This is a genomic window from Maritimibacter dapengensis, assembly GCF_019218265.1.
In the GTDB taxonomy this organism is placed as follows: domain Bacteria; phylum Pseudomonadota; class Alphaproteobacteria; order Rhodobacterales; family Rhodobacteraceae; genus Maritimibacter; species Maritimibacter dapengensis.
This window is the reverse complement of sequence record NZ_JAHUZE010000002.1, coordinates 851,934-875,137: the sequence shown is the minus strand read 5'-3', so window position 1 is coordinate 875,137 and position 23,204 is coordinate 851,934. Positions and strand designations below refer to the sequence as shown.

Annotated in this window: 23 protein-coding genes; 17 read left to right on the top strand and 6 right to left on the bottom strand. The window is 63.2% G+C overall.

Annotated elements, in window-relative coordinates:
- Positions 1 to 190 precede the first annotated feature (190 nt).
- The 6 genes from KJP28_RS10680 (at position 191) to KJP28_RS10655 (ending at position 5,353) form a co-directional block, all read left to right on the top strand.
- Positions 191 to 1,045 carry an AAA family ATPase gene (locus tag KJP28_RS10680; protein ID WP_218392526.1) on the top strand — a complete coding sequence of 285 codons (855 nt, stop codon included), beginning with the start codon at positions 191 to 193 and terminating at the stop codon, positions 1,043 to 1,045.
- 316 nt (positions 1,046 to 1,361) lie between these two features.
- Positions 1,362 to 1,814, top strand: coding sequence for a GNAT family N-acetyltransferase (locus KJP28_RS19955; protein ID WP_255552298.1), 453 nt, complete (start codon positions 1,362 to 1,364; stop codon positions 1,812 to 1,814).
- Between the two features lie 3 nt (positions 1,815 to 1,817).
- Positions 1,818 to 3,227, top strand: coding sequence for a DUF2927 domain-containing protein (locus KJP28_RS10670; protein ID WP_255552297.1), 1,410 nt, complete (start codon positions 1,818 to 1,820; stop codon positions 3,225 to 3,227).
- A gap of 40 nt (positions 3,228 to 3,267) precedes the next feature.
- Positions 3,268 to 3,426: a hypothetical protein gene (locus tag KJP28_RS10665; protein ID WP_218392524.1), complete on the top strand. Its 159-nt coding sequence runs from the start codon at positions 3,268 to 3,270 to the stop codon at positions 3,424 to 3,426.
- Between the two features lie 20 nt (positions 3,427 to 3,446).
- Positions 3,447 to 4,631: a vWA domain-containing protein gene (locus tag KJP28_RS10660; RefSeq protein WP_218392523.1), complete on the top strand. Its 1,185-nt coding sequence runs from the start codon at positions 3,447 to 3,449 to the stop codon at positions 4,629 to 4,631.
- Between the two features lie 38 nt (positions 4,632 to 4,669).
- Positions 4,670 to 5,353, top strand: a complete 684-nt coding sequence (locus KJP28_RS10655; RefSeq protein WP_218392522.1) for a M48 family metallopeptidase — start codon at positions 4,670 to 4,672, stop codon at positions 5,351 to 5,353.
- Between the two features lie 4 nt (positions 5,354 to 5,357).
- Here the strand turns inward: KJP28_RS10655 and KJP28_RS10650 are convergent, their stop codons facing one another.
- The 3 genes from KJP28_RS10650 to KJP28_RS10640 form a co-directional block, all read right to left on the bottom strand.
- A complete protein-coding gene (locus KJP28_RS10650) occupies positions 5,358 to 5,912 on the bottom strand; it encodes an RSP_2648 family PIN domain-containing protein (RefSeq protein WP_218392521.1) in 555 nt (184 codons plus the stop codon).
- Positions 5,909 to 7,108 (bottom strand): RSP_2647 family RNA methyltransferase, encoded by a 1,200-nt coding sequence (locus KJP28_RS10645; RefSeq protein WP_218392520.1) that lies wholly within the window; start codon positions 7,106 to 7,108, stop codon positions 5,909 to 5,911. Before KJP28_RS10645 ends, KJP28_RS10650 begins: the two co-directional genes overlap by 4 nt.
- Positions 7,109 to 7,195: 87 nt before the next feature.
- Positions 7,196 to 7,795, bottom strand: coding sequence for a DUF6778 family protein (locus KJP28_RS10640; protein WP_218392519.1), 600 nt, complete (start codon positions 7,793 to 7,795; stop codon positions 7,196 to 7,198).
- 216 nt (positions 7,796 to 8,011) lie between these two features.
- On the opposite strand from KJP28_RS10640, the gene edd reads away from it, so the two are divergent.
- Positions 8,012 to 9,817 (top strand): phosphogluconate dehydratase, encoded by a 1,806-nt coding sequence (gene edd / locus KJP28_RS10635; protein ID WP_218392518.1) that lies wholly within the window; start codon positions 8,012 to 8,014, stop codon positions 9,815 to 9,817.
- 10 nt (positions 9,818 to 9,827) lie between these two features.
- Positions 9,828 to 10,469, top strand: a complete 642-nt coding sequence (eda, locus tag KJP28_RS10630) for a bifunctional 4-hydroxy-2-oxoglutarate aldolase/2-dehydro-3-deoxy-phosphogluconate aldolase (RefSeq protein WP_218392517.1) — start codon at positions 9,828 to 9,830, stop codon at positions 10,467 to 10,469.
- 14 nt (positions 10,470 to 10,483) lie between these two features.
- On the opposite strand, the gene KJP28_RS10625 is transcribed toward eda, so the two are convergent.
- Both KJP28_RS10625 and KJP28_RS10620 read right to left on the bottom strand, forming a co-directional pair.
- On the bottom strand, positions 10,484 to 10,771 hold the full coding sequence (locus KJP28_RS10625) for a hypothetical protein (protein ID WP_255552296.1): 288 nt from the start codon (positions 10,769 to 10,771) through the stop codon (positions 10,484 to 10,486).
- Positions 10,768 to 13,557, bottom strand: a complete 2,790-nt coding sequence (locus tag KJP28_RS10620; RefSeq protein ID WP_218392516.1) for a [protein-PII] uridylyltransferase family protein — start codon at positions 13,555 to 13,557, stop codon at positions 10,768 to 10,770. Before KJP28_RS10620 ends, KJP28_RS10625 begins: the two co-directional genes overlap by 4 nt.
- Before the next feature lie 62 nt (positions 13,558 to 13,619).
- On the opposite strand from KJP28_RS10620, the gene KJP28_RS10615 reads away from it, so the two are divergent.
- The 5 genes from KJP28_RS10615 to KJP28_RS10595 all read left to right on the top strand — a co-directional run bounded on the left by KJP28_RS10615 (position 13,620) and on the right by KJP28_RS10595 (position 17,782).
- Positions 13,620 to 14,090, top strand: coding sequence for a YbaK/EbsC family protein (locus KJP28_RS10615; protein WP_218392515.1), 471 nt, complete (start codon positions 13,620 to 13,622; stop codon positions 14,088 to 14,090).
- 126 nt (positions 14,091 to 14,216) lie between these two features.
- Complete coding sequence (locus KJP28_RS10610) at positions 14,217 to 14,720, top strand: DUF2852 domain-containing protein (protein ID WP_218392514.1); 504 nt, start codon at positions 14,217 to 14,219, stop codon at positions 14,718 to 14,720.
- Between the two features lie 79 nt (positions 14,721 to 14,799).
- On the top strand, positions 14,800 to 15,264 hold the full coding sequence (locus tag KJP28_RS10605) for an RDD family protein (RefSeq protein ID WP_218392513.1): 465 nt from the start codon (positions 14,800 to 14,802) through the stop codon (positions 15,262 to 15,264).
- 113 nt (positions 15,265 to 15,377) lie between these two features.
- Complete coding sequence (locus tag KJP28_RS10600; RefSeq protein WP_218392512.1) at positions 15,378 to 16,217, top strand: arginyltransferase; 840 nt, start codon at positions 15,378 to 15,380, stop codon at positions 16,215 to 16,217.
- Positions 16,218 to 16,402: 185 nt separating this feature from the next.
- The gene (locus KJP28_RS10595) at positions 16,403 to 17,782 is read left to right on the top strand and encodes a uracil-xanthine permease family protein (RefSeq protein ID WP_218392511.1); all 1,380 of its coding nucleotides are present in this window, start codon (positions 16,403 to 16,405) and stop codon (positions 17,780 to 17,782) included.
- A gap of 62 nt (positions 17,783 to 17,844) precedes the next feature.
- Here the strand turns inward: KJP28_RS10595 and KJP28_RS10590 are convergent, their stop codons facing one another.
- Positions 17,845 to 19,707, bottom strand: a complete 1,863-nt coding sequence (locus KJP28_RS10590) for a PhoX family protein (RefSeq protein WP_218392510.1) — start codon at positions 19,705 to 19,707, stop codon at positions 17,845 to 17,847.
- 415 nt (positions 19,708 to 20,122) lie between these two features.
- On the opposite strand from KJP28_RS10590, the gene KJP28_RS10585 reads away from it, so the two are divergent.
- From KJP28_RS10585 to KJP28_RS10570, 4 genes are read left to right on the top strand one after another with little or no spacing between them, the layout of a single operon-like run.
- Positions 20,123 to 21,877: an acetolactate synthase 3 large subunit gene (locus KJP28_RS10585; protein WP_218392509.1), complete on the top strand. Its 1,755-nt coding sequence runs from the start codon at positions 20,123 to 20,125 to the stop codon at positions 21,875 to 21,877.
- A 2-nt stretch (positions 21,878 to 21,879) separates the two neighbouring features.
- Positions 21,880 to 22,104, top strand: a complete 225-nt coding sequence (locus KJP28_RS10580) for a hypothetical protein (RefSeq protein ID WP_218392508.1) — start codon at positions 21,880 to 21,882, stop codon at positions 22,102 to 22,104.
- Between the two features lie 11 nt (positions 22,105 to 22,115).
- Positions 22,116 to 22,679: an acetolactate synthase small subunit gene (gene ilvN / locus KJP28_RS10575; protein ID WP_218392507.1), complete on the top strand. Its 564-nt coding sequence runs from the start codon at positions 22,116 to 22,118 to the stop codon at positions 22,677 to 22,679.
- 3 nt (positions 22,680 to 22,682) lie between these two features.
- Entirely contained in the window at positions 22,683 to 23,057 is a 375-nt protein-coding gene (locus KJP28_RS10570; protein WP_218392506.1) for a hypothetical protein, read from the top strand.
- The last annotated feature ends 147 nt before the right edge of the window (positions 23,058 to 23,204 follow it).

The following is a 23,204-nucleotide window of genomic DNA, read 5'->3' as shown; positions in this document are numbered from 1 at the left end:
ACATCGGAGGCGCCGTTGTAGATGTTGTCTTTGACCATGCGGTACACTCCTCGCGGTCATTTACCGTAGCGTCGGTATGTTGTCACTACACAAAGCGCGGGTTGTGGGACCCGGCGGCCCAATTTATGCTTTTGCACGACAGTTGCGCTGCGTATAGCGGTTAGTCATCAAACATCAAAGGGTTCGCGGCATGAAATTTACGTCGACAAAAGAATATATTGCGACGGACGACCTCTCGATCGCGGTCAACGCCGCGGTGACGCTCGAGCGCCCGCTCCTGGTGAAAGGCGAACCGGGAACCGGCAAGACCGAACTCGCCCGTCAGGTCGCGAATGCGCTCGGCCTGCCGATGATCGAATGGAACATCAAATCCACCACACGCGCCCAGCAGGGCCTTTATGAATACGACGCGGTCAGCCGACTGCGCGATTCCCAACTCGGCGAAGAGCGGGTCCATGACGTTGCCAACTACATCAAGAAGGGCAAACTCTGGCAGGCATTCGAAGCCGACGAAAAAGTGGTGTTGCTGATCGACGAAATCGACAAGGCCGACATCGAGTTTCCGAACGATCTGCTTCAGGAACTCGACAAGATGGAATTCCATGTCTACGAAACCGGCGAGACGGTGGCGGCCCGCCATCGCCCTGTCGTCATCATCACGTCGAATAACGAAAAGGAACTGCCCGACGCCTTCCTGCGCCGGTGCTTTTTTCACTACATCAAGTTTCCTGACATGGAGACGATGAAGCGGATCGTCGATGTCCATCATCCCGGCATCAAGGAACAACTGCTGACCACGGCCCTCACGCAATTTTACGAAATCCGCGAACAGGCCGGACTGAAGAAGAAACCTTCGACCTCCGAAGTCCTCGACTGGCTCAAGCTCCTTCTGGCCGAAGACATGGATGCCGAAGATCTGAAGCGCGACGGGGCCTCTGCGCTCCCGAAACTTCACGGGGCGCTTCTCAAGAACGAACAGGACGTGCACCTGTTCGAACGCCTCGCGTTCCTTGCCCGGCGGGAGAGCAACGCGCCGCGTCGCTGACCCGGCGAAAACCACGGCGGTGCCGCAAATTTGACGGAAACAATGATGACGCTCAATCATCATGGTTTCGATTCGCGCAACACATCGCAGGGCCTCTGACACGTCGTCACAATCTCGCCGCATTTCCCGGCGTTCGCTTGTGGCGACGCGTCGGGGCGGCGCTAGATGTTGCGGGCTCATTGTTTCTCATCACGGAACAAACCTTTTTTCGCCCCAATTGCGCCACTTTTCGCTTGGGGAATCTGCGCCGCACCCCTTAACCCTGTTAGGGCCTGAAGGCCTGGGGGGGCATCAGAACGGTGAAGGACGTATTGTTTTGGGAGACGATACGAACATCTCCGTCCGTTCGTTGACGCGAGCTGACGAGCCCCAGTGGCGGCGCCTCTGGTCGGACTATCTGCGCTTCTACGAGACGGAATTGCCCGAGGAGGTGTACCTGACCACCTTCGACCGGCTTCTGTCCGATGAAGAACCGCAGCATTGTCTGATCGCGGAGTGCGCCGGTCGTCCTGTGGGACTCGTCCATTTCATCTTCCACCGCCACAACTGGCGCGTCGAAGACGTGTGTTACCTGCAAGACCTCTATGCCGACCCCGATGCTCGGGGCACGGGCGTGGGCCGTGCGTTGATCGAGGCGGTCTATGCCGCCGCGGACACCGCAAAGGCGCCCACCGTCTATTGGCTGACGCAGGAGTTCAACACGACAGCCCGCAAGCTCTATGACCGGATCGGAACTTTGACGCCGTTCATCAAGTACCAACGGGGGTAGAGGATGACGGGCAATTTCGCAGCGGGCACGATGATGGCGGCGGCATTCGCACTCGCCTCCTGTGCGCAGGGGCCGAACAGCACCCGCGTGGACGATTTCGCGGCGGTGCGCGAAGTCACGGCGCGGCAAATGACCCTGCCGTCCGAGCTTCCCCCGATGAAAGCGTTCACCTCTGGCCGCATCTCGGCACCCGCGCGCCCGAACAGCCAGATCGCGGCGGATTTCCTCGATCTTTCCTTCGAGCTCGAAAGCGGCCGCACCCTGCCCGTCCTGTCACGTTTCGAAGGCCCGATCACGCTTCGGCTCACAGGCCGGGCACCCGCCATCCTCGACAACGACCTGACACAACTCGTCGCGCGCCTGAACACCGAGGCCGGCATCGACATCACCCGTGTCGCCTCTTCCTCCTCCAATGCCTCCATCACGCTCGAGGTCATCTCCCGGAACGCCCTGCAACGGCTCGTTCCCGGTGCCGCGTGCTTCGTCGCGCCGAACGTGTCGAGCTGGTCGGAATACAAGGCCGCCCGCCGTTCGCCTCAGACCGACTGGACCAAGCTGACCCAGCGCACACGCATGGCCGTCTTCATGCCCGGCGACGTGGCTCCGCAGGAAATGCGTGATTGCCTGCACGAAGAAATCGCACAGGCACTCGGCCCGGTAAACGACCTCTACCGGCTGTCCGACAGCGTCTTCAATGACGACAACTTTCATACCGTTCTCACCGGTTTCGACATGCTGATCCTGCGCGCCTATTACGCGCCGGAGCTCAAATCCGGCATGACCCGTTCCGAGGTGGCCGCCAAGCTCCCCAGGCTTCTGGCTCGCCTCAATCCGGCGGGCGGCAGTGGTGCACCTGCCCCCGCCTCACCCACACCCCACGCTTGGAAAGAAGCTATCGAGATGGCACTTGGCGGCAACGCCACGACCGGCCAACGTCGCGCCGCCGCGCGTCACGCGGTCGATATCGCCCGTGCCATGGACTGGCGCGACACCCGTCTCGCCTTCTCGCTCTTCGCGCTGGGCCGTCTCAGCCTCGGCGTGAACTCCGACATCGCGCTGGCTTCGTTCCGCGAGGCGGAAGCGATCTACCAGGGCCTCCCCGGCAACGAGCTTCAAGCCGCGCACATGGGTGTCCAACTCGCGGCCCACGCGCTCTCGCTCGGCAATGCGAACACGGCGCTTCGGATCGTCGACGAACACCTGCCGCCCGTGCAGGCCGCCCAGAACGCCGCGCTCCTCGCGACGCTCCTGATGATCAAGGCCGAAGCGATGGATCTGCAAGGCCGCGACGTAGAGGCGCAGCTGGTCCGGCTCGACAGTCTCGGATGGGCACGGTATGGCTTCGGGTCTGACATCGAGGTCGGTGCGCGTCTTCTGGAAATCGCGGCGATCTCGCCCAACAATCGCGGCTGATCGGGGCGACCCGGTGCGCCGCACGGCCCCGGGAGCGCCCATGATCATCCTCGCTTTCGCCCTTGTCGGTGCCGTGATTGGCGGCATCACCGCCAAACGGCGCGGCGGCCAACGGCTCGACATCGCGCAATACGCGGCGGGTTACGGCATGGCTTTCGCCATCGTCGGTTTGTTTGTTACGGTGTTTCTCAGCAGGTAGGTTGAGAGGCCCCGTTCCCGATGTTCATACCCTTTTTCGAAACGCTGCGCGAAAACCGCGTGCCGGTGTCGCTGCGCGAATACCTGACCTTTCTCGACGCGATGAAGGCTGATCTCGCGCTCTACGACATCGAAGCGTTCTACCTCCTCGCCCGCACCACGATGGTCAAGGACGAGCGCAATCTCGACAAGTTCGACCGCGCCTTCGCCCAGACCTTCGAAGGGTTGGAGGCGATCAGTCTGGACCAGGTGCTGGAAGCCGTGAACATCCCCGGCGACTGGCTCGAGAAGATGGCCGAGAAGCACCTCACCGATGAGGAACGTGCCGAGATCGAGGCGCTGGGCGGCTTCGAGAAGCTCATGGAAACGCTGAAGAAGCGGCTCGAAGAACAGGGCGAACGGCACGAAGGCGGATCGAAATGGATCGGCACCGCAGGAACGTCGCCCTTCGGCGCCTATGGCTACAACCCCGAAGGCGTGCGCATCGGTCAGGACAAATCCCGCCACCAGCGCGCGGTGAAGGTCTGGGACAAACGCGAATTCAAGAACCTCGACGGCGACGTCGAGCTCGGCACCCGCAACATCAAGGTCGCGCTGAAGCGCCTGCGCAACTGGGCCAGCGACGGCGCGCATGACGAGCTCGACCTCGACGGCACGATCAAGGCCACTGCGGAACACGGCTATCTTGACGTGCAGACCCGACCGGAACGGCGCAACGCCGTGAAAGTGCTCCTGTTCCTCGACGTCGGCGGTTCGATGGACCCGCATATCAAGGTCGTCGAAGAGCTGTTTTCGGCCGCCCGCGCCGAATTCAAGCACCTCGAATACTACTACTTCCACAATTGCCTTTACGAAGGTGTCTGGCGCGACAACCGCCGTCGCTGGGCCGAGCAAACCCCGACATACGACGTGCTTCACACCTATGGCTCCGACTACAAATGCATCTTCGTCGGCGACGCCTCCATGTCACCATACGAGATCGCCATGCCCGGCGGCGCGAACGAGCATTGGAACGAGGAAGCAGGCGTTACATGGCTCCAACGCGCGCGCGACCAATGGCCCGACCATCTCTGGATCAATCCCCTGCCCGAAACCCACTGGCGCTATACGCAATCCGTGCAGATGATCTCCGAGATCTTCGAGGGCCGCATGGTCCCGATGACACTCGAAGGGATCGACCGAGGTATGCGCGAATTGGGGCGCTAGGCCCTTCCCGCCCGCGCCGAAAGCCCCATATCTGACATATGCTGAAATTCGCCCCCATCCTCATCGCGGTGCTCTACGGGTTCATCATGTGGTGGTTCTCTGCCTTGCGGTTGCGCCACGAACTCGACCAGAAATCGACCGAGCTTGCAGACGCCCGGCTGCGCGCCCTGACCGACAAGATGGCCACGGCCCTCGATGTGGACAGGATCAGGGTGAATATCTACGAGATCGAACCGGTGAACGGCCTCGCCTCTCCCGACGGGCGCATCTTCATCACCCGCGGATTCTACGACGCCTACCGCAACGGCAAGGTGACGGCCGAGGAAATGGCGTCGGTCATCGCGCATGAACTGGGCCATGTGGCGCTCGGCCATGCCCGCCGCCGCATGATCGACTTTTCCGGGCAGAACGCGCTGCGCACCGCGCTGATGATGGTGATCGGTCGCTTCATTCCCGGGATCGGTCCCCTTATCGCCGGGGCCATTACCTCGATGCTCGCGGCCCGCCTGTCACGCTCCGACGAATACGAAGCCGACGAATACGCCACCGCGCTGCTGATCAAGTCCGGCATCGGCGTCGGCCCGCAGAAAACGCTGTTCACCAAGCTCGAAGACCTGACTCAATCGCGCGGCTCCGGTCAACTTGCATGGCTCATGTCGCACCCGAAGACGCAGGAACGTATCGCAGCGATCGAAAGGAACGAGGCGAAATGGGTGAAATGACGCCCTAACGCAGACCGCTGGCTTCCAGCGCCTTGCCCAATCGCGGCAACCGCGCCTTCTTCATCAGCTTTCGTATCGCCCAATCCTCGCCCGACAGCCGTTCCGCTTCGCCACGCACCCGTTCGGCCACGTCGCGCATCGCCGCCGGATGTTCGTCGTAGAGCGCCTTCAGAAACAGATCCGGCACCACGAGAGCGAGTCCTTCCTCGCCCACGGCCTGCCGTGGAAAATCCTTCACGTTCAACGTCATGAGCGCATCCGCCGACCCGGCAATGGCAGCGGCCAGCACGTGAATGTCGTTCTCGTCCGGAAGGTGCAGGCGACGCAGGTCCCCATCACGCGGCCGCACGCTGGCGGCGGGCCAAGCCGCGTCCAGCGCGGCAATCTCACCACGCGCAAGCCCTTCCTGACCGGGTCCGAGCTTCGCCGCCGCCCGCGCCCATTCCTCGAGGATGCGCGGCGACCAGAGCGGCGTGAACAGCCCCGCGCCCGCCGCCCCCATCACCATCTCGCGCATGACGGTCGGATAAAGCACGCAGGCGTCGATCAGCACTTTCACGGAATGAGCCTGTAGAACAAGGCCTTGAGATACCCGCTTTCGGCCAGCGCCGGGTGCTGCGGATGGTCCGGTCCCGCAAAGCCTGTATGGATGAGGTGACTCGCCCGACCAGCCCGCCCGATGCCTCGCGTCGAGGCACGACGGAACTTGTCCAGATCAGCCGCATGAGAACAGGAGCACAGGCCAAGATAGCCGCCCTCCGCCACCAGCGGCGCGGCAAGTTTCGCGACCCGCTCGTAGGCCCGCAGCCCGGCTTCCAGCGCCCCCTTGTTCGGCGCGAATGCAGGCGGATCGCAGATCACGACATCGAATGTCGCCCCCTCCTCGCCCATGGCCGCCAGAACATCGAACGCATCACCCTGGCGCGTCTCGAACCGCTCGCCTACGCCCATCGCCTCGGCCCCCTGCGCGGCAAGCGCTAGCGCGGGCGCGGACCCGTCAACCGCAAGCGCCCGTTCCGCCCCTCCGGACAGAGCGGCGAGCGAGAAGCCCCCCACATGCGAAAACACGTCGAGCACCCGCGCACCTTTGGCAAGCGTAGCTCCGAAGGCGTGGTTCGGGCGTTGGTCATAGAACAGCCCCGTCTTCTGCCCGCCCAGAAGATCGGCCATGTAAACCGCGCCGTTCATCGGCACCGGGATCAGCCCTTCGACCTGACCCCGAAGTATCTCGACACCCTCGTCCAGACCTTCCAGCGCCCGCGCGCGCCCCGACGCATTCTTGATCACCGTGGTGACACCGCTCGCCGCGACGAGCGCATCGACCATTTCGCCCAAGAGTACATCCGCCCAGGCCGCATTGGGCTGGATCACCGCGGTATCTCCGAACCTGTCGATGATGACACCGGGCAATCCATCAGCCTCGGCATGTATCAGGCGATAGAACGGATCGGGGAAAAGTCGGTCGCGATGGGTCAACGCCGCTGCGATCTTCTCGCGCAACCAGTCCTGCCCGATGACCGCATCCACATCCCGATCCAGCATCCGCGCCATGATCCGGGACTTCGGGTTGACCCCGACAAGCCCCAACGGCTGCCGGTCCGCGTCTTCCAGAACGGCGACACTCCCCGGCGCGATCGCCTTCGTGCGCCGGTCGGTGACAAGCTCATTGTCATAGACCCACGGCGCGCCATGACGAATGGCGCGCGCGTTGGTTTTGGGTTTCAGCCGAATAACGGAATAACGGGTGTCGTTCATACCGCTTCCTATCGCGTGGTTCGGTCCCACGAAAGGCGAAAGAGGGCAGCCATGCCACCCTCCTGCCCTGTCCCGATCATGACCGCATCAGCGCGCGGCGAGTTGCTCGGCGAATGTCTGTGCCACGTAGTTCGTGATCCGCACCTTCTGAGACACCCCTCGGGCCTCCGCCGCGCGCGCCGCCGCGCCGTAATATGATTTGAACGCACCGTCGAAGGTTCCGCCCGGCCCCACCGGCTCGCCCGTCCGCGCATCGCTCAACTGGTATGCGAAACCGATCTCGTGCGCGCCCAGCGGGTTGCGTTCCCGCGTGCGCGGCGTCACCGCGTGAAAGCGCGTCATCGTCACGTCGAGCACGACGGACTTCGGGCCGCGCATCGCAGACACACCCTGCTTGAGCGCAGCGGTCATGATCGCATCGACCTGCGCATGGCGGTCGCCTGCCGGATCACCATGCCAGACGATATCCGCCCTTGGTTTGATCTCGTTCTTTTCGCTCACGGTCAGGCTTTCCGGCACGGTGACGTTGGCGGACCGCACCGTGTAAGGCCCCTTGGCAAGCGCTGGATCGCCTCCAGTCGCAGAGCCGGTAACGACCGCCTCCTCGTACGACCTCTCGGTCGACCCCATACAGGCGGACAAGGCCGCCAATGCGAGCAGGCTCGCGAGAATTCGAAACAACCGCATCGGGTGTCTCCTTTGTCTTTACAGTAACAGCCCGAAGTGTGTGATTAATCATTACGGCAGAACGTGGACAGAACGAAGACCAGAGCGGGATTTTTTCTTGGAAGGAAACAATTTCGTGACCGCAACCACCGTTCAGGCTTTCCGCGTCACGCCGCCTTGTTAGCGGTAACAAGACGTGCTAGGCCGAGATCACACTCGCGAACAACAGGTAAACGCATGAGCTTGCATCCCGAGATCGCCCGCGTCACCCAACGCATCATCGACCGAAGCGCCGAGCGCCGAGCCACCTACATGGAGCGTATTCAGGCCCAGATCGACAAAGGTCCGAAACGGGGCCACCTGTCGTGTTCCGGTCAGGCCCACGCCTATGCCGGCGCTGGTCCCGACCAAAACGCGCTCGCCACCACGGACGCACCCAATATCGGGATCGTCACGACCTATAACGACATGCTCTCGGCCCACCAGCCGTTCGAACGCTTCCCCGACCTGATCAAATCCGCCGCCCGCGCAGAAGGCGCGACTGCACAGGTCGCAGGCGGCGTGCCGGCCATGTGCGACGGGGTCACTCAGGGTGAAGTCGGGATGGAGCTGTCGCTCTTTTCCCGCGACGTGATCGCCCTCGCCTCCGGTGTGGCGCTCTCGCACAACACCTTCGACGCCGCGCTTTACCTCGGCGTCTGTGACAAGATCGTGCCGGGCCTCGTGATCGCAGCCGCCACCTTCGGCCATATCCCCGGCATCTTCATGCCCGCAGGCCCGATGACCTCCGGCCTGCCCAATGACGAGAAAGCCAAGGTGCGGCAGAAATTTGCAGCCGGCGAAGTTGGCCGCAAGGAGCTGATGGAGGCCGAGATGGCCGCCTACCACGGCCCCGGAACCTGCACCTTCTACGGCACGGCGAACTCGAACCAGATGCTCATGGAATTCATGGGCCTGCACCTGCCCGGCGCATCTTTCGTGAACCCGAACACGCCGCTGCGCGATGCCCTCACGATGGAAGGCGCGCGGCGTGCGACCCAGATCACCGCGGCAGGCAACGAATTCACCCCGGTCTCCGAAGTGCTCGACGAAAAGGCCTTCGTGAACGGCATCGTCGGCCTCATGGCCACGGGCGGGTCGACCAACCTCCTGATCCACCTCCCCGCCATGGCGCGCGCGGCAGGTATCGACCTGACGATGGAGGATTTCGCCGACATCTCCGCCGTCACGCCACTCATGGCGCGGGTCTACCCGAACGGGCTCGCTGACGTGAACCATTTCCACGCCGCAGGCGGGCTGGGCTACATGATCGGCAACCTGCTCGACGAGGGGCTTCTGCACGACGACGTGCGCACGGTCGCGGGCCACGGGCTGAAACGCTACGCCTATGAGCCGAAACTCGACGGCGAACGCGTGACCTACGAGGACGCGCCGCGCAAAAGCGAAAACGACAAGATCCTTCGCCCCGCCTCCGATCCGTTCCAGAAATCAGGCGGCCTCAGCCAGATGACCGGCAACCTCGGACAAGCGGTGATGAAGGTCTCCGCCGTCGATCCGTCGCGTCATGTGATCGAAGCCAAGGCGCGGGTCTTCCACGATCAGAACGCCGTCAAAGACGCATTCAAGGCGGGCGAATTCACCGAAGACACCGTTGTCGTCGTGCGCTTTCAAGGACCCAAGGCCAACGGGATGCCCGAACTCCACGGCCTGACACCCACCCTCGCCGTACTTCAGGATCGCGGGCTGAAGGTCGCGCTCGTCACCGACGGTCGCATGTCTGGCGCCTCCGGCAAGGTGCCCTCCGCCATCCACGTCTCGCCCGAAGCGGTCGACGGCGGCCCGATCGCCAAGGTGCAGGACGGCGACCTCGTGCGCCTCGACGCCACCAATGGCGTGATCGAGGTGCTCACCGACGGCTTCGCCGACCGCGCGCCCGTCACCGCCGACCTCTCCGCTAACGGCTTCGGCCTTGGCCGCGAGATGTTCGAGATTTTCCGCCAGAATGTCGGTCTCGCCACGGCGGGCGCTGGCGTCGTCGTTTGAAGGAGCCGCCATGGAACCCGCCACCCAGAGCCAGAAAGCCCAAAGCATCTGCGAACTCGCACCGATCATCCCGGTGCTCATCGTCGAGACCGTCGAACAGGCCGAACCACTGGCCCGCGCTTTGGTTGCAGGCGGCCTTCCGGCGCTCGAAGTCACCTTGCGCACCGAAGCCGCGCTCGACGTGATCGCAGCCATGTCGCGGGTCGAAGGCGGCGTGGTCGGCGCCGGAACGCTCCTCACCCCCGACGACGTGAAACGCGCCGTCGATGCGGGCGCGCAATTCGGCGTCTCGCCGGGATCGTCGGACAAGCTCCTCGCGGCCTGCGAAGACGAAGGGCTGGCGCTTCTGCCCGGCGCAGCGTCTGCGACCGAGGCCATGCGCCTTTTGGAAGCGGGTTATTTCATCCAGAAATTCTTCCCCGCCGAGGCCGCTGGCGGCGCGCCCTTCCTGAAATCCCTCTCCTCGCCACTCCCGCAGATCAGCTTCTGCCCGACCGGTGGCGTCTCGCCCGAGAACGCGACCGACTACCTGTCGCTTCCCAACGTGATCTGCGCGGGCGGCTCATGGGTCGCCCCCAAGGACAAGGTCAAATCCGGCGACTGGGACGCCATCGAAGCACTCGCGCGGAACGCGGCGAAACTGCCCCGGTAACGGTGGCCCCCCTCTTACCCGCGCCGCGCGCGCCAACCACCCCGCCGACCGTTGGCCGATAACTCGCCACCCTGCCCTTCACGCAGAACTTCGGTCATCGGATGATCGGGGAAATCCGTCCCGTAGACGGCCAGAAGCATCGCGACATCCTCCGCAGTGTCTCGCTCCGTGCGCCGGGCGATCACCCAATTGAAGAAGATGATCCGGCAATCCTGAAGAGACACGCCCTCGATCGCGTAGGATTCGCGGATCACGCCCGACGGGTCGGCTTCTTTGAGTTGTTCCGCTGTCACATCGCTCACGCCGCCACCTCTCCGGGCTTGCGTGCAAGGATCGCCTCGACCGCATTGCCCGCCTTTGTCACGCAACCCTCAACCTTTGCGACCAGCGCCTCGGCATCCGCAACGTCCAGAACCCGGCACAGGAAGTCCCGCCCGCCCTGTCCGACGTCCTCCAGGTTCAGTGTGCCTTCGGTCAAGAGCTTCGACGCCGATTGAAGCTTGCGCAGCGTCCCATAGGCGGTGGCCAGCGCATCTGCTTCATCCCCCGTAATCCAGCCGATCTCACGCCCCGCCTCGATCTGCCCCAGCGTATCGCGCGGGGTCGTCGGCGCCAGCACCGCCGCCGCCTGCGCGACCAATTCGATATCCTGCAAACGCCCCGGCCCCACCTTGGCCTCGAGCGGCCCGCCGCCCCCCTTCGCCTCGGCGATCCGGGCCCGCATGTCGATCACATCTCCAATCACACCGCCCGCATCGCGGGTTGCAGACAAGACCTCGCCGCGAAGACGCTCCACCGCCTCGCCTATCGCATCGTCACCCGCCACCGGGCGGGCACGCGTCAGCGCCAGATGTTCCCAGGTCCAGGCCTCGCCCCGCTGGTAACTGTCGAACGAGACAAGCGACGTCGCCACCGGCCCCTGCCGCCCCGACGGGCGCAGCCGCATGTCCACCTCGTAAAGCCGACCCTCCGGCATCTGCGCCGACAGCGCCGTCACCAACGCCTGCGTAAGCCGCGAATAATAAGCCCGTGCCCCGAGTGGCCTGCGCCCGTCGCTTTCGGCATCGCCCGGCGCGTCATAGATCACGATCAGGTCGAGATCCGAGGTCGCCGTCGTCGTGCGCGCGCCAAGGCTCCCCATCCCGATCAGGGACGCGCCATTGCCCGGCGGCGCGCCATGCTTGCGCGCGAATTCCGCGACCACGATGGGCCACAGCACCCGCACGACCGCATCCGCAAGGTCGGCGTATTCCTCGCCCGCTTCCTCTGCCGTGATGAGCCCGCGCAAGAGATGCACGCCCACCCGGAAGTGCCATTCCTTCATCCAGCGCCGCGCCCCGTCGAGGCGTGTCTCGTAGTCATCGAGCGGCTCCAGATACCCCGACAGGTCGTCGCGCAGCGCTTCTTCGCCGGGCCAATCCGCAAAGAAATCGCCCCCGATCACCGCGTCGAGCACTTGGGCATTCTGGCCGAGATAGACCGAAAGCGCCGGGGCCGTCGCCGCAATATCGAGGATCAGATCGACCAGCGCCGGGTTCGCCTCGAACAGAGAGAAGAGTTGAACACCGGCAGGCAGACCCTTGAGAAACCTGTCGAAATTCAAAAGCGCCTCGCGCGGGCGCGCCCCGCCGGAGAGTTTCGCAATCAGGTCGGGCTTAAGCCGTTTGAAAATCTCGCCGGCCCGCGAAGACCGCAGTGCGGGATAGTTCTTCCAGTTCTCCACGATGGCCGCGTCCTCATCGGACAGACCTTCGTCCACCGGCCCGGACGTTGGCGCGTCGGGCGCGAAAAAATCCTCGGTGACTTCGTGGACGTCCGTCAAAGCCTCGTAAAGCTCGGTCTTCAGAACCTCCACATCGCGATCCATCATCGCTGCGATCCGCTCGAACCCTTCGGGACTTTTCGGGAGCTTGTGTGTCTGCGCATCACGGACCATCTGAACGCGATGCTCGACCTCACGGTGAAAGCGATAGTGGCGCGTCAGCAACTCGGCGGCATCGAGCGGCACCCAACCCTTCTCGGCCAATGCCGCCAGCCCGCCGACCGTATCCAGAACCCGCAGATCCTTGTCACGCCCACCCGCGATCAACTGCCGCGTCTGCGTGAAGAACTCGATCTCGCGAATGCCGCCGCGACCCAACTTCATGTCATGCCCGGGCAAGGTGATCTTGCCATGCAGCCCCTTTTCGCGCCGGATGCGCAGCCGCATGTCGTGGGCATCCTGAATGGCCGCGAAATCGAGGTGCTTGCGATAGACGAAAGGTGTCAGACCCTCAAGAAACCTCTCGCCCGCCGCCATGTCGCCCGCACAGACCCGCGCCTTGATAAACGCAGCCCGCTCCCACGTCCGCCCAAGGCTCTCGTAATACCGTTCGGCGGCATCCATGGAGACGATGACCGGTGTCACGGAAGGGTCCGGGCGCAACCGCAAATCGGTGCGAAACACGTAGCCTTCGGCGGTGTTCTCCGACAGCATCGTCGACATCTTGCGCACCGCCCGGATCAGGCTGGCGCGCGCGTCCTGATATTCGTCAGCATCGTAGCGCTCATCATCGAACAGCATGATAAGGTCGATGTCGGACGAGTAATTCAGCTCATGCGCCCCCATCTTGCCCATCGCCAAAGCCACCGCACCGCCTGCCTCGGCCGGATCACCCTGATCCCCGCCCGGCAACTTGCCGCGTCGCACTTCTTCGCTCACCTGAAATTCCAACGCTTTCTGCGTCGCCATATCCGCGAAATCGGTCAGCGCATGGGTCACCTGCTCCAATGTCCAGACCCCGGCGAGATCGGCCAACCCGGTGAAAAGCGCCACCCGCCGTTTCGCAATCCTGAGCGCCGCGTCCAGCTTACCGTCTTCCAGAACAAGCGCCGACGCGAACCCGACCCCCGGTTCCTCGGCCAGCGCCTCGCGCAGCCACGCCTCTTCGCGCTCCATCAATCCCTTGAGGTACGGAGAGCATCCCGCCGCCCCGGACAATAGCGCGCGCAACTCCGGCGCAAGATCGGAAAACCGCGCCTCGATCTCCGACGCATGATCTTTGTCGAACGGTCGTGGGGTGCGCTGGATGGATCGGGCGAAACTCATGGCCGGACATTGGCCGCGCGCATCGGGCTGGTCAAGCCAGAGACAATGTGCAGATTGAGGGGATGAGCAAGTCCCTGAACCGCGTGAAACGCGCCCTGGCCGACGCCGGGGTGAAAGCCGAAATCCTCGAAATGGCCGAAGGCACCCGAACGGCCGAGGATGCCGCGCGCGCAGCGGGCTGTGAGATCGACCAGATCGTCAAATCCGTGATCTTTCGCGGTGAGGACGATGGCAAGGCGATCTTGTTCCTGACCGCGGGAAGCAACCGGGTGGACGATGCCAAGGCGAGCGCAGCGGCCGGCGAAGCGCTTGGCAAGGCCGATGCGGGACTGATCCGGGCCCAGACCGGCTTTGCCATCGGTGGCGTGGCCCCGGTCGGGCACCTCAACCCGATCCGCGCCTTCATGGACCCCAGGCTTCTTGATTTCGACGTCATCTGGGCCGCCGCCGGCACCCCGCGCCATGTTTTTGCGATTGATCCCCGTATGGTCGAGCAACTGACCGGCGCACAAGTCATTGATTTCACGTCCTGATCCAAAATAATGTGAATGTTTTTCACATTTTTCCTTGAACGCGGATGGTGAAGTGCCAATCTAGGTAATGTGAAAGCAATTCACATCGCTCGACACGCCTTACGTTTTGGAGAAAGGACAACGCATATGAGCACCGCCGTGGACAGCACCGTTCCGCACCGTCGTGAGGGATGGTTCGCAAAATCCGAGGCTTGGCTCGACGAAAAAGGCAAAGGCGCCTGGATCGCGGCCATGGTTCTCGGTTTCATCTTCTTCTGGCCGGTCGGCCTCGCGCTTCTGGCCTACATGATCTGGAGTAAACGCATGTTCGCAGGTTCCTGCAGCGGCAAGCACCGCAAATCGCATCACGCATATCGCCACGCGCATATGGCGCAGCGCCACGGGTTCCGCCCGACCGGCAACAACGCCTTCGACGCCTACAAGGCCGAAACGCTGAAGCGCCTGATGGACGAACAGGAACAGTTCGAAGCTTTCCTCGACCGCCTGCGCGAAGCCAAGGACAAGCAGGAGTTCGACCAGTTCATGGACGAACGCGCCACCAAGGCCCGTGCTTCAACCGATGACGCGGACGACTCTCGCGACGCCGACGGCGAAGATGGCCCCGTCGTGGCCGAAGAGCCCAACAAATGATCGCCTGCGGCCCCGGCATCTCTTGCCGGGGCCGCGCGGCTTCCTAGATGTGACCTACCCCGAAAAGACGAGAGACAGGATGGACCATTCGACGACATATGCCCCCGGCTGGGGCCTGCCTGACCCGGACTACCAGTCCGAATTCTACGCGGACGTTCCGGCCAAGCGCGCGATCGCATGGGTGATCGACACGCTGATCGTCGTGTTCATCGTCGCTATCGCGATCATCGCGACCGTTGGCATCGGGTTCTTCTTCGCGGGCTTCCTCTGGCTCGTGATCGGCTTCATCTATCGCGTCGTCACATTGGCCAATGGTTCGGCCACGCTGGGCATGCGCATCGCGTCGATCGAGCTGCGCCGGGGCGATGGCACCCGCTTCGATCTCGGAACCGCGATCATGCACACGCTGGGGTATTCGCTGTCGATGTCCTTCGTCCTGCCGCAGGTGGCCTCGATCATCCTCATGCTCACGAATGAACGCGGACAGGGTCTCACCGACCTCGTGCTCGGCACCGCCGCGATCAACCGCGCCGCCCGGCTCTGACGGCAACACCCCGCCGCCCCGTTTACCTCGCAAGGGGTTGGGGGCTTGGCGGATGCGGGTTTGATTGTTACGTTCCTGTCAAACGGGGCAACAATTCAGATCAATACGGCTCGATGCGCCATACTTTACCACTCGCTCCGCAGTTTTACGTAACTGCGCCTCAGCCCTGCCCCTACCTCGAGGGCCGGATGGAGCGGAAATTGTTTACCGCGCTTCAGGGCGAACAGGCCGAAGATCTCAACGATGCCCTGTCCAAACAGGGCTTTCGGCGGTCGCAGAACGTGCTCTACCGCCCCTCCTGTTCCGATTGCAACGCCTGCCTCTCCGCCCGCATCCGGGTCGCGGATTTCGTTCCATCGAAAAGCCAGAAGCGGACCGAGAAGAAAAACGAACACCTCTCGCGGCGCACCCGCGCACCCTGGGCGACCGAAGAACAATACGATCTCTTCCGCCACTACCTCGACGACCGGCACGCCGACGGTGGCATGGCCGACATGGACGTGTTCGAATTCGCGGCGATGATCGAAGAAACGCCGATCAAGTCACGGGTGATCGAATATTCGGCACGCTCGGAAGATGGCAAGACACGCGATCTCGCAGCGGTCTGCCTGACCGACGTGCTCGATGACGGGCTTTCGATGGTCTACAGCTTCTACGACCCGGCCCGACGCGCAGACAGCCTCGGCACCTTCGTGATCCTCGATCACATCCGCCTCGCGAAAGAAGCGGGCCTGCCCTACGTTTATCTCGGATACTGGGTCCCCGGCTCTCCCAAGATGGCCTACAAGTCGAAATTCTCGGCATTGGAGGTCTATACCGGCGGTCAATGGACCGATCTCGGAGACCCGGAAGAGTTCGACAGCCGCCCGCACCCGCTCTCGAGCGACCCGATTGCGGAACAGGTCGCCCAGATCGACCTGCCGGGCGCGCGTCCGGTGCGTGGCAAAGACTGACGCGCACCCGCGTCGTCGCAAAAACTTCCAATAATTCGGCATTCCGGCCCGATTGATCGGCTGGCGAGCCCGTTATGGGCCGAAACCGCCCGGTTTTTGCGCACTTTCTAGCATCCAACGCTTTGTAGTCGCGTCGAACAGGCGCACACTCGACGCAGGGAGTGACGGATCACACGGGGACGAACATGTCGGACGCAGCCACACCGAACCTTCTCTACACGCTCGAAGACAGGCCCGCGCCGGGTCCGGCGGTACTCTCGGCCTTCCAGCATATCCTTGCCTCCATCGTGGGCATCGTCACCCCCACGCTGGTGATCGGCGGCGTGCTCGGTCTCGGCGATTACATCCCCTACCTCATCGCCATGTCGCTTTTCGTCTCCGGCATCGCGACCATCATCCAGTCGCGCGCCTTCGGCCCGGTCGGCTCCGGCCTGCTTTCCGTCCAGGGCACCAGCTTCGCGTTCCTCGGCCCGATCCTCGCCGCCGGTTTCGCGGTCAAGGGCGCGGGCGGCAGCCCGGAGGACATCCTCGCCATGATCTTCGGCCTGTGTCTCGCAGGTTGCCTTGTCGAAATCGTGCTGAGCCAGTTCATCCACAAACTCGGGCGCATCATCACGCCTACCGTGACCGGCATCGTCATCACCGTCATCGGCCTGTCGCTGGTCAAGGTCGGCTTCACCGATTTCGCGGGCGGCGCACAGGCGGGCGACTCGCTCGGCGCGCCGATCAACCTGCTGATGGGATCGGTCGTAGTCGTCGCGATCCTCACCACCACCTTCATCGGCCACCCGATGCTGCGTATCGCCTCGATCATGGTCGGCCTCGTCATCGGCACGATCCTCGCCCTCGCGCTCGGGCAGGTGGACGTCTCGAATTTCGGCGGCGGCCCCGCCGTCGCCCTGCCCGTCCCGTTCCGCTTCGGCCTCGACTTCGACCTCGCGCTGTTCGTCCCCATCGCCTTCGTCTTCCTCGTCACGGCGATCGAGACTTCGGGCGACCTCACGGCAAACTCGGTAATCTCGAACCAGCCGGTCAAAGGCCCCCTCTACCTCAAACGGATCAAGGGCGGCGTGTTGGGCGACGGCGTGAATTCGGCGCTGGCAGCGATCTTCAACACCTTCCCCAACACCACGTTTTCGCAGAACAACGGCGTGATCCAGATGACCGGCGTCGCCTCGCGCCACGTGGGTCTCTATATCGGCGCGCTGCTGATCCTCATGGGGTTCTTCCCGATCATCGGCCAAGTGTTCCTGTTGATCCCGAAGCCTGTCTTGGGCGGCGCGACGCTTGTTCTCTTCGGCACCATCGCCGTCGCGGGCATCCGCATCCTCGCCTCCGAGCCCATCGACCGCAAGAAAGTCTACATCATGGCGGTAAGCTTCGGTCTCGGCCTTGGCGTCACCCTCGTGCCCGACGCGACCCAGAACCTACCCGATTTCGTGCAACAGGTCTTCGCCACCCCGATCACCCTCTCCGGCCTCTCCGCGATCATCCTGACCATCCTGATCCCCGACGAAAAGATGGAGGAGCAGCTTGAGAAAACCGAACCCGCCCCGGCGGAATGAAAAAGGCGCCCCCCTGCGGGGACGCCCGATCCTGCTGAAATGGCACGGTTCAAATTTCGGGGTCAGCCCACGGGCTGGCCGTCTTCGCGCCAGACCTGGATCACCGACGAACGCGGCGCGCCGTTCCCGTCCGGCCAAGAACCGCCCGGGTGCTGGATGCCGACGAAAGCCACGGTGCGGTCGAGGTTCCAGCACAGGCCCGTTACCTCCGCCCCGTTGGGCGCGGTGAGGAAGCGGGCGATCTCGCCGGTTTCGGTATTGCCGACGAGCATCTGGTTGTTGCCCTGACCCTCGAAGTCACCTTCGTTGGAATCGTCACCGTCCGTCTGGATCCAGAGCATGCCCTGGCTGTCGAACGCCATCCCGTCGGGGCTGTTGAACATGTTCCCATCGGTCACGTTCTCGGACCCCGCATAGGCGTTGTCGTAGACCACGGGATTGCCCGCCATCACGTAGAGATCCCAGTTGAACGTGTCTGCACCGTGGTCGTCGCCAGCAGGCACCCAACGCACGATCTGACCGTATTCATTGGTCTCGCGCGGGTTCGCCGCGTTCACCGGCATTCCGTCGCCACCGCGTTTGGAATTGTTGGTCAGCGCGCAATAGGCTTCGGCCTTCGCCGGATGCGCGGCGATCCATTCCGGGCGATCCATCGTGGTCGCACCGACCTTGGAGGCGGCGATACGGCTGAAGACAAGCGTTTCTTCGAGGCTCATCCCGGTGGCGTCCGGCGTCAGCGCGATCCACTCGCCGGTCATGTCGTCGTTGAACTTGGCGACAAAAAGCTGACCGTCCGACAGAAGCCCCTCGGTCGAGCCACCTTCCTCGTAAAACCCGTTCGAGACGTATCTGTAGATGAACTCGCCGCGCTCATCGTCGCCCATGTAGACCACGACACGACCATCGGCGGCCTGCACCATCTCGGCGTTCTCGTGTTTGAACCGGCCCAGAGCGGTGTGCTTGACCGGCGTGCTGTCCGGGTCGGACGGGTCGATCTCGGTGATCCAGCCGTGGCGGTTCGGCTCGTTCGGCTCCTGGCTCAGATCGTAACGCGCGTCGAACTTCTCATACGCATAGCGCCCTTCACCGCCGATCCCGTAGCGCACCACGCCTTCGGTCTCGTCGTACGCCCCGGTCGCACCGAAGTAGCCGTTGAAATTCTCTTCACAGGTCAGATACGTGCCCCAGAGCGTGCGCCCCGAACCGCAGTTGTTCATCGTGCCCTTGGGCGACATGCCTTCGGGGTCCGCGTTGGTTTTCATGAGGTCGTGACCAGCGGCGGGACCGTCCATGGTCATCTGCGTCTCATGCGTGATGCGGCGGTTGTGCGGGCTGTCCTTGACCACTTCGTAGCCGTCGTTGCCCATGGCGACTTCCATCACCGTGACGCCCTGAAGGTTCTTCAGAAGCATGACCTCCTCGGCACTCGCCGGAACGCCTTCCGATGCAGCAGGCAGGTTGATCTTCGGGTTCACGTATTCCGAGTTGACCGCGATCACCTCTTTGCCGTCCACGTCGAAAAGCTCCATGCCGTCCGTGTTCTCACCGAACACCTTGTCCGACATCTCGACCGAAACGCCGGTCTCGGCGTCATAGGCACCTTCGGCGTCGGACCAGAGCGCATCGCCCCAACGCACCAGCGTCTTCCACTGGTAGCCTTCGGGCACATGGATTTCGTGATCCGTCGAAATGCCGATCGGCTCGAACGCAAACCCGCCATGCGCCGCAGCCTGCGCGCGCGCCGAGGTGAGCATCGCCGTTCCGAAAACCGCAGCGCCCGAGCCGAAGGCCAGTGCGCCGCCAAGAAAACCGCGCCGCGTGATGGCGCGCTCGACCACCTTGTCGAAGTCGTTTTCTGCCGGGCGCGGGTCGCGCATTTCATCGAATTCGTCCCAAGACAGATCGACGATATCCTGATCTTTCATAGCTGGCTCCAATGCTCGCTTCATGTTCGGATTGAACCGCCGACTCGGCGGACGCGCAGACTGTCCATGCCGCACGTGACAGCGGCGTGACGGCTCTGTAACGGCTTCACGACAGCCTGTGGATTTCGCAATGACCCGCTCACCAACCCAAAATCAGAAGAAAATTCCAAAAAAAGTGGCCTCTGCGACACTTTATTCATTGGATTAGGCGTTGACGCCCCCTGCCGCCCCTCATAATACTCCCCGCACCACAAAGGAGACTGGGTCGTGGAAAGCCTTGTAGTCATCGTAGGACATAGGCGCATGGGACGGTAACGGACCCCTGATGGTTCCCCATGCGCCCCCGGATCGACACCGGGGGCTTTTTTTTGACCGAAGACAGGGGCGCAAGACGCGCACCGATACGGAGAGAGACATGACACGTCAGATGACCGGCGCGAGAATGGTGGTTCAGGCCCTGAAGGATCAGGGTGTGGACACGGTATTTGGATATCCCGGCGGCGCCGTCCTCCCGATCTATGACGAGATCTTCCAGCAGAATGACATCCGCCACGTCCTCGTGCGTCACGAACAGGGCGCGGTCCATGCCGCCGAAGGCTATGCCCGCTCGACCGGCAAACCGGGCGTCGTGCTCGTGACCTCCGGGCCGGGCGCGACCAACGCCGTCACCGGGCTGACCGATGCGCTCCTCGACTCGATCCCGCTCGTCGTGCTCTCCGGTCAGGTTCCGACCTTCATGATCGGCACCGACGGGTTTCAGGAGGCCGACACGGTCGGCATCACCCGCCCCTGCACCAAGCACAACTGGCTCGTGAAAGACACCGAGAAGCTATCGGAAACGATCCATCAGGCGTTCCATGTCGCCACGACGGGCCGCCCCGGCCCGACGCTCGTCGACATCCCCAAGGATGTCCAATTCGCGCAAGGCAGCTACACGCCGCCCGCGAAGTCGAAGACCGACCATTACCAGCCGACCGTCAAGGGCGACATCGACGCGATCACCGACCTCGTCGAGCTGATCGAAACCGCCGAGCGCCCGATCTTCTATACCGGCGGCGGCGTCATCAACTCCGGCCCCGGCGCCTGCCAGATTCTGCGCGAGCTGGTGGATGGCACGGGCTTCCCGATCACCTCGACGCTCATGGGCCTCGGCGCCTACCCCGCGACCGGCGACAAGTGGCTCGGGATGCTCGGGATGCACGGGCTTTACGAAGCGAACATGGCGATGCACGACTGCGACCTGATGATCAACGTCGGCGCGCGCTTCGACGACCGGATCACGGGTCGCATAGACGCCTTCTCGCCCGGATCGCAGAAAGCGCATATCGACATCGACCCCTCGTCGATCAATAAGGTGATCCATGTCGACCTGCCCATCGTCGGTGACGTGGGCCATGTCCTCGAAGACCTGCTGCGCATCTGGAAATCGCGGGGGCGCAAGACCAATTCGGACGCGCTCAAGAACTGGTGGAAACAGATCGACGCGTGGAAAGAGGTCAAATGCCTGACCTACCGGAACTCCGACAAGATCATCAAACCGCAATACGCGGTCGAACGGCTCGAGGCGCTGACCCGTGGCAAGGATCGCTACGTCACCACCGAAGTCGGCCAGCACCAGATGTGGGCCGCGCAATTCATGGGCTTCGACGAGCCGGGCCGCTGGATGACCTCGGGCGGTCTCGGGACCATGGGCTATGGCCTCCCCGCCTCCGTCGGCGTTCAGCAGGCTCATCCCGACGCGCTGGTCATCAACGTCGCCGGTGACGCGTCTTGGCTGATGAACATGCAGGAAATGGGAACGGCGGTGCAGTTCCGCCTGCCAATCAAGCAATTCATCCTGAACAACGAACGCCTCGGCATGGTCCGCCAGTGGCAGCAACTCCTGCACGGCGAGCGCTATTCGCACAGCTGGTCCGAAAGCCTGCCCGATTTCGTGAAACTGGCCGAGGCCTTCGGCTGCAAGGGCCGCCTCGTGAAAGATCCGGCGGAGCTCGACGACGCAATCCAGGAAATGCTGGACTACGACGGCCCCTTCATCCTCGACGTGCTGGTCGAGAAACACGAAAACTGCTTCCCGATGATCCCGTCGGGCGAGCCGCACAACAAGATGCTCCTGGGCGAAGTCGAAGCGACCGATGCGATCCAGGGTGCCGGCGCGACGCTGGTGTAACTATGAAAAAGTCCGAGGCCGAACGGATTGTCAGATATGCAGCCCACAAATGGGTGGAGGAAACCGAACAAGATTTAAGTAGCGCTGGTGAACCCTCTTTCTACGAATTTCGCGAATGGCTTCTGGAGCGATGGTCAAACGCTTTGGATTTTCGCTCGACTATGGGACCAAACAACGATGCTGAAAGCTGGTTCGATGACGAACTCGGCCAGGCTTGGCGCAATTAGAGAGGACCGACATGTCTGCTTTGAAAATCAAAAAAGGCGCATCCCGCAAATCCGCCTACGACCTGCGCGACCCGAATTCCGAAGTGATCGAGACCCACACCCTCGCCGTCACCGTGGACAACGAGGCCGGCGTGCTGGCCCGCGTGATCGGGCTGTTCTCGGGCCGTGGCTACAACATCGACTCGCTCACCGTGGCTGAGGTCGACCATCTGGGCCACACCTCGCGCATCACCATCGTGACACGCGGCACGCCCGCCGTGATCGAACAGATCAAGGCGCAGCTCGGGCGCATCGTGCCCGTTCACGACGTCCACGACCTCACCGTCGAAGGCCCCTCCGTCGAACGCGAACTCGCGCTCTTCAAGGTCCACGGTACCGGCAACGACCGGGTCGAGGCCCTGCGGCTCGCCGACATCTTCCGCGCCAACGCGGTCGACTCGACGCTGGAAAGCTTCGTCTTCGAACTCACCGGCACGCCCGACAAGATCGACGCCTTCGCCGAACTGATGCGCCCCCTCGGACTGGTCGAAATGGCCCGCACCGGGGTCGCCGCCCTGTCACGCGGCAAAGAGTAAGCCTTGCCGGGGATCGACCTCATCGCGATCCTCGCGGGCGCTGGCGTCATGCTCGGCGGCAGCATCGTCGGCGGGTTGATCTACGGCATCGGACTCGCGGCCGACATGGGCAGTGACGAAGAGACTCCGGAAAGCCCGGTCCTGAGCCGGTCGACGATCACCCAACTCGTCATTCTTTCGGTGCTTTGCGCCGCACTCGGCGGGGCCGTGACCGGACAAATGGCCAGCAACGCCCCGGTCACGAATGCTCTGGGCGTCGGCATCCTCGCCCTCGCGCTGTCCTTCATCCCGGTGCGCGACCTGTCCCGGCGCGTCTCGATCCTCACCGGCCTCGCCTCGATCCCGGCCGCCGCACTAGGCGCACTGCTCGTCACCTGACGCCAAACATTGCCTCCCGCCAAAAAGAAAAAGGGGAACCCGAAGGCTCCCCAGTTTCGCTGATAAGGCTCGTCATTTGTACCGCCCGGTGTTTTCTGCCTGCGGCCTTATCCGCGTCAGGGGCGAACGCATCCGCCCCGTGTCTTT